Raw genomic sequence first — 5978 nt, forward strand, 5'->3', positions numbered from 1 at the left:
CGCGCCGGACGGCAAAACCCTGGCCAGCGGCGGCGCAGACGGGGCGGTGCGGTTGTGGGACATGACCGTGACCCCCCACAAGGAAATCGCCAAGCTCACCAGCGACCAGGTCGGGGTCTTCTCGGTGGCGTTCGCGCCGGACGGCAAGACCCTGGCCAGCGGCGGCGCAGACGGGGCGGTGCGGTTGTGGGACATGACCGTGACCCCCCACAAGGAAATCGCCAAGCTCACCGGCCACCAGGGCGAGGTCTCCTCGGTGGCGTTCACGCCGGACGGCAAGACCCTGGCCAGCGGCGGCTACGACGGGACGGTGCGGTTGTGGGACACCGACACCCGCCGTCAGATCGGCGCTCCGCTCACCGGCCGTCAGGACAGGGTCTCCTCGGTAGCGTTCACGCGGGACGGCAAGACCCTGGCCAGCGGCGGCGACGACGGGACGGTGCGGTTGTGGGACACCGACACCCGCCGTCAGATCGGCGCTCCGCTCACCGGCCGTCCGCTCACCGGCCGTCACGACGGGGTCTCCTCGGTAGCGTTCACGCCGGACGGCAAGACCCTGGCCAGCGGCGGCGACGACGGGACGGTGCGGTTGTGGGACGTGAGCTATCTCGTCGACCCCTTGCCATTTCTGTGTGCTCAGGTGGGGCGGTCCTTTACCGCGGAGGAATGGGAGCGGTACGTGCTGCCAGGTCCTGCGTACCGAAAATCCTGCTGACCGGGCATGTGCCCGGAGCCGCTCATCCATCGTGAGCGCCCCCGAGGCCCCTTAACCGGGCCATCAGCTGACCCGGCCACGCACATCGCTGCCAACTGCATCACCTACCTGATCGCCACTTGGCTGTATGTGATAATGGTCTATTATCACGTACATGGGCGATCATGGCGGCGCGGCGACCAGGAGAAGCCCTCACCGGGACGGTGCGCGACTCCGGCACGTTATCCGGTACATCGCCGTAGACGTCGCGAGGTCGGCATGAGCGCGGCGCCGAAGGTCGCCGCGCTTCGCGGCAAGGACGTCAGCCTCGCCGCGGCTGCCGACGCCTTCCTCGCCACCCCGCGCACGGCCAACCTCAACACCCACCGCGCCTACACCTCGGCCATCGACCGGACCATCGCGCTGCTCGGCCGCGACCGGCCGCTCGCCGACGTCGCCGACGCCGAGATCGGCGCCGCGACCCGCTGTCAGGCCCTGTTCAGCTCCGCTGGCTGAGCTGCTTGGCCACGCCGGTGGTGTTGAGCCGGTATCTGGCCATCTCCGGAGAGACCTCGTAGCTGGCCGCGATCTGCTCCGGGGTCATGCCGCGGGCGGCGGCCGTCATGAGCAGCGGCCGCGGCAACAGGAGGATCCCACCCATCGCGGTGGCCTGCTCCTCCTGCTCGGGCATGCAGGTCCGGAAGGGGATGCCACCGACCTCGCGGAGTTCGGTGAGGTCGTGCTCCAGCATGATGTGCGAGACCTCGTGGGCGACATCGCTGCTGAGCCGCCCAGGCGTCCGGAGCGGATTGGTGACGATGTAGTTCTTGCCGTCGATCTTGAACGTGGCCGCGGAAAGGGCGAAGGCTTGCATCCGCTCCAGGTCCTCGAACGCGGCCCGGTCGACGAGCGTGTCACCGCTCACAATCTTGATTTCGAGGTGGTCGGCGAGAGCGCGGATGTCGATCCCAGCGTTGGGCGGCAAGCCCATCTGGTTGCGTAGGCGGACCGCCTCGCGTTCTGCGTTGGCCTTGAAGCCGCGCGGAAGGGTCACAGCTCTCCGACCTCGATCTTCCGGACGAGTGCGTCGTGCATGTCGGTCAAAATGGTCCCCAGTCGCTCCGGCACGCCGGGCCGCAGGACCGAACTGGCGCGCAGATGGCAGGCCACGGGGGCCTTGCGAGGAACCGCATCACGAGCGAGAGCGTCGTACATACCTCGCAGCATCGCGCTGATCTTCTCCGAGGCATCCTCGGTAAGCCGGGGATCAGTCCGCAAATGGCTGATCGCCTGGTCCAGCGGCGACGCGGTCCGCTCGGAGATCGGATTGAAAAACCCCCACCGCTCGTTCAGCCCAGTAGTGCCGCTCCGCCGTACCCGACCTGCCCAACATGCCGTACGGACCTCCAGATACTGTGCGTCAAGTAGCCACTCACACTACTTGAAGTACTTGCTGCACAACCGAGAGTCACCGAAGATAACCGCTCCTACCTCGGCACCGCCCGCAACCACGGCATCCACCCACTCGATGCCATCCGCGACGCCCTTGCCGGAACCCCCTGGATGCCACCACAAAACGCCTAATCAATCGCAGGCGTGAATGGATACACCTCTTGGACTTACGGTGGCGCCGGATCACCCCGGCGACGTAGTTCAGGGTCTGATGCGACAAATCGACGGCGGCACGATAGAACAGCACCTGAAGCTCCTGGTTGTGACGGTGATGGTTGTGGTGATCAACCCGTCTACCAGGAGCTTCCTTGCGTTCACCTGCCGAATGGCAGCATCGCGATCATGCTGTGATCAGGGCAGGCGTCCAGGAGGTTGAAAAACGTTCATTGTGTCCTCTCTGTTCGGCATCGACCCGAACCTGCCCGCTATTCCGTCAGCGCGACCCGTGGTGACGGAATCACCGTGCCAGAGGGCATTCATGGGGGCCCGGTAGCAATGGCGGAAAATCCAACGGATATCGCTTCGTCGGCGTCGACGTGGAGCACCCCGGCGAGGTCAGCGGCATCCTCGGCCCAGCCCGCCTCGCCCACCAACCGGCTCACCAGCCATGCAACGCCCTCAGATCAGAGCAGGTCAGGGGTATATCCGTTGGATTTCCCGCCATTGCTACCGGGACCCCTAGAACGGTAGAGATGTCACTGATCACCGTCAAAGCGACGATCACACACCGAAACCGGATGTCACGTTCCGATCAAGATCATTCTCAGCGCTAACCGCTGTTCCTGGGTTCCTCAACCCTGGTAGTCCTGAACATAGATGGAGAAGTCGTATCCAGCGGCTTTGTGACCGTCGCGGTAGCCGGGGCATTTACCCTTTTTGGCGGAGCCGTTGTAGAACAGCACGGAACACTGCACGCAGAACCGCCATTGGTTCTGCGTCCCACGTGGCTGGCCTCGGTCGTGCGGCAGGAGGAACTGGTTGTAAGGCCTACCAGAAATAGTGTATTCGTGCCTATATATCCCACCGCGGTTCGCGCATCTTCCGGGTTCGTCGCCCCAGTAGAGGGCCGAGCATTTGTTGCACTGCCGCCAGTTGGCCTGGATGCGGGAGGTCTCGCCTCTGCCGCTGCTTTCCCGGTTGTACGTCAGCTTGAAGACCCAGCCGGCGGCCTCATGCGGGCCAATGCGTGGGCAGAGATTAGTAAAGCCGGATGCACTAAGCCTAAACAGGGCGAAACATCTCTTGCAGAACCGCCAGCCGAAAGATGTGTACAGGGGCTCCGCTGCCGCCGGAGTGGGCGAGAACACGGATTCGGCCGCCACCGCAGACAGGCCGAGCGCGAGCGTGCCGGTTAGCACGGAACGGCGCGGTAATCGCCTGATGTTGGATTCTTCCTTCATCGGTTTCCCTCTCGATGATTGGTTGGACAAAAGGAGACTATATTGATCAAAAAGATTCATAAATGGGGCGTAGCCGTTTAGGTGTGGCAGATCAAGGACGGGACGATCCTCGTCCCTTGCGCGCCCACGCGATCATCTCCGCGCACCTGACAGGGCTATTGTGTAGTGCCGATGATCACCGTCCGTCGTCGTGGTGGTCGCCTTAACGGGTGACTTTGTTCTACACGCATCGGCGGAGCGCGACTCCCTCCTCGTTCCAATGAGGAATCAGGTCTTGACAACTGCCGGAGACTTGAAGCAGCGACCACTGATTAATGTTCCTGACTCAGCGTCTTGGATCGGTCGCCCGGCTCATCCACCACGCAGGGGTGCGCATGGATCTGGACCTCGGTTTGGTCACTGACTTCTTGGTGCTCGTGCAGGAGCGGCACTATGGGCGTGCGGCCGTGCGGCTGCACATGACCTCATCGGCGTTGACCAAGCGCATTCAACGGCTGGAAGGACAACTCGGGGTCGTCCTCGTCGAGCGAGGCCCTGCGGGAGTGCTCGCCGTGACCTCCGCGGGCCGGCGGTTCGCGATCGCCGCCGAACCTTTGATCGTTCAGGCCGGTGCCGCCCGCGACAGTGCCCGGGCCGCACCCGCCCGCTACACGCTGCGGATTGGTGTCCCCGCCGGCCTCGGCGTGATCCTTGGACACACCGACATGATCGGCATCGCCCGAGCGGTCCGCCTCAGCTTCCCCGAGGCCCGGCTGGTGCGCCGGGACGTTCCCTTTTCCGCGCTCACCCACTGCCTGCCCGAGCATCAGGTAGACGTCCTGTGGACCACCGCGCCCGTGCGGCATCCCGCTGTGAACTCCTACCCTCTGGCCACCACCAGTGTGCGCATCGGCGTGGTCGCCGCCCGGCATCCCCTCGCCGATGCGAAGACGATGAATGTGGAGGACTTCAGTGAGCACCCCATCCTGTACAACCCGGCCGCCGCCGACGAGTGGATGAACCGGTTCTGGCTTGAGGATGTACGGCCACGCCGGGAGGCTCGCCTGGTCGAGACCGACGCCGGGAACCTCACCCACGTCCTGCGCCATACCGCCGATAGCACAGCCGTGATAGCCACCCTCGCGGAGATCGCTCCGCTCCTGAACCCTTACTTGCGGGCGGTGACGCTGACCGGCGCCGCCCCTATGGTCTTCCACGTCGCATGCCGGCGCACCGACCGGCGTGGTGCCGTTCACGCCATCGTGAAAGCCTTCCAGGCTCTCGGCCCCCGCCTGCTGTAGGCACGCTCAGTGGATAACTGTCGGACTGCAACCTGCGGGTGCGCTCCAGGGGGATCGTCCACGCGGCCGTGATGACCCGATGGCTGGGTGGTGAGCGGATGCTCGGCCCGGCTTGCATGGTCGGTGTCAGCGGCTGGGATCCAGGCTCGACCCACCCGGAGCGCAGGCCGGTTACCTGCTTGCGTTGCTTGAAGCTGGTGAATCCGGAGGAGCCTGAACTCGCCCAGGGCGAGCAGCTAGAGCTGTTCGGGATCTGACCTCGGACCATGTTCGCCTTTTCCGTCACCTGTGCCTTGGTGACGGAAAGGCGAACATGGTTTTAGAAGGTGGCCGGACTGCTGCAGGACACCGCACGGTGATCGAGGTGGGCCCCGTTCGGGCGTTCATCTAACGGTCGTTAGATGAACACCCCAGAATGCGCCAGCACCCGGCCGTAAACGGGGCGAAGCGGAGGCGGCATAGTCTCTACGCTGGCGTGGTGACCGAGACCCTGTTGCCGAATTCTGCTGACACGCCGGGCGACTTCCGAGTTCAGGGTGGCGCTGGGGTGAAAGATCGTCTCTGCGTGCCGTGACCCTCCCCTCGACGGCCGCAGGATGGGGCATGTGATGTCGATGCAGCCGCGGGCGGTGCCGCAGGTTCCGGAAGCGACCGCGCAGGTGGCACGGGCGGCTTTCCCCAAGGGCAGCCTGCCGATGACGATTCGTGACCAGCTGGGTGAGGTGTTCACCGACGCCGAGTTCGCCGGGGCGTTCGGTGTCCGGGGCGCGCCAGCCGAGTCTCCGGCCATGCTGGCGCTGGTGACGGTGCTGCAGTTCGCCGAGGACCTGACCGACCGGCAGGCCGCCGATGCGGTCCGGGGGCGCATCGACTGGAAATACGGACTCGGCCTGGAGCTGGATGATCACGGATTCGACTACACCGTGTTATCGAAGTTCCGTGCCCGGGTCGTCGCGCATGAGCTGGAGGAGAAGGCGCTGGATGCGCTGCTGGCCCACCTGCGCAACAAGGGGCTCGTCAAGGCGGGCGGCAAGCAGCGCACCGACTCAACGCATGTGCTCGGCGCGGTCCGCGATCTGAACCGGCTGGAGCTGGCCGGGGAATGCGTGCGGGCGGCGCTGGAGGCGATCTCGGCCGCCGCGCCCGGCTGGG

General features: G+C 65.1%; 7 protein-coding genes. 4 read left to right on the forward strand and 3 right to left on the reverse strand.

Going from position 1 to position 5978, the window contains the following annotated elements; genetic code table 11:
* Both AB0C16_RS39610 and AB0C16_RS39615 read left to right on the forward strand, forming a co-directional pair.
* On the forward strand, positions 1–715 hold a 715-nt coding region (locus AB0C16_RS39610), incomplete at its 5' end, for a WD40 repeat domain-containing protein (protein ID WP_357691224.1).
* A 258-nt stretch (positions 716–973) separates the two neighbouring features.
* Positions 974–1210, forward strand: coding sequence for a hypothetical protein (locus AB0C16_RS39615; RefSeq protein ID WP_357691226.1), 237 nt, complete (start codon positions 974–976; stop codon positions 1208–1210).
* Here AB0C16_RS39615 and AB0C16_RS39620 read toward each other — a convergent pair.
* From AB0C16_RS39620 to AB0C16_RS39630, 3 genes are all read right to left on the reverse strand, one after another.
* Positions 1194–1748 (reverse strand): ImmA/IrrE family metallo-endopeptidase, encoded by a 555-nt coding sequence (locus AB0C16_RS39620; RefSeq protein WP_357691228.1) that lies wholly within the window; start codon positions 1746–1748, stop codon positions 1194–1196. The genes AB0C16_RS39615 and AB0C16_RS39620 overlap by 17 nt on opposite strands.
* Positions 1745–1909, reverse strand: a complete 165-nt coding sequence (locus tag AB0C16_RS39625) for a hypothetical protein (RefSeq protein WP_357691230.1) — start codon at positions 1907–1909, stop codon at positions 1745–1747. Before AB0C16_RS39625 ends, AB0C16_RS39620 begins: the two co-directional genes overlap by 4 nt.
* Before the next feature lie 1028 nt (positions 1910–2937).
* The gene (locus AB0C16_RS39630; RefSeq protein WP_357691232.1) at positions 2938–3606 is read right to left on the reverse strand and encodes a hypothetical protein; all 669 of its coding nucleotides are present in this window, start codon (positions 3604–3606) and stop codon (positions 2938–2940) included.
* Positions 3607–3920: 314 nt separating this feature from the next.
* On the opposite strand from AB0C16_RS39630, the gene AB0C16_RS39635 reads away from it, so the two are divergent.
* Positions 3921–4826, forward strand: coding sequence for a LysR family transcriptional regulator (locus tag AB0C16_RS39635; RefSeq protein WP_357691234.1), 906 nt, complete (start codon positions 3921–3923; stop codon positions 4824–4826).
* A 614-nt stretch (positions 4827–5440) separates the two neighbouring features.
* Positions 5441–5978: transposase (locus AB0C16_RS39640; RefSeq protein ID WP_357691236.1), on the forward strand; the 538-nt coding region annotated here is incomplete at its 3' end.

The sequence above is a fragment of the Nonomuraea sp. NPDC048916 genome, from assembly GCF_040649575.1.
GTDB lineage: Bacteria > Actinomycetota > Actinomycetes > Streptosporangiales > Streptosporangiaceae > Nonomuraea.

Bases quoted from the DNA above. Each gene is read 5' to 3' on its own strand.
- AB0C16_RS39635 (WP_357691234.1), top strand. From the start codon at position 3,921: ATGGATCTGGACCTCGGTTTGGTCACTGACTTCTTGGTGCTCGTGCAG.
- AB0C16_RS39625 (WP_357691230.1), bottom strand. From the start codon at position 1,909: ATGTACGACGCTCTCGCTCGTGATGCGGTTCCTCGCAAGGCCCCCGTG.
- AB0C16_RS39630 (WP_357691232.1), bottom strand. From the start codon at position 3,606: ATGAATCTTTTTGATCAATATAGTCTCCTTTTGTCCAACCAATCATCG.
- AB0C16_RS39615 (WP_357691226.1), top strand. From the start codon at position 974: ATGAGCGCGGCGCCGAAGGTCGCCGCGCTTCGCGGCAAGGACGTCAGC.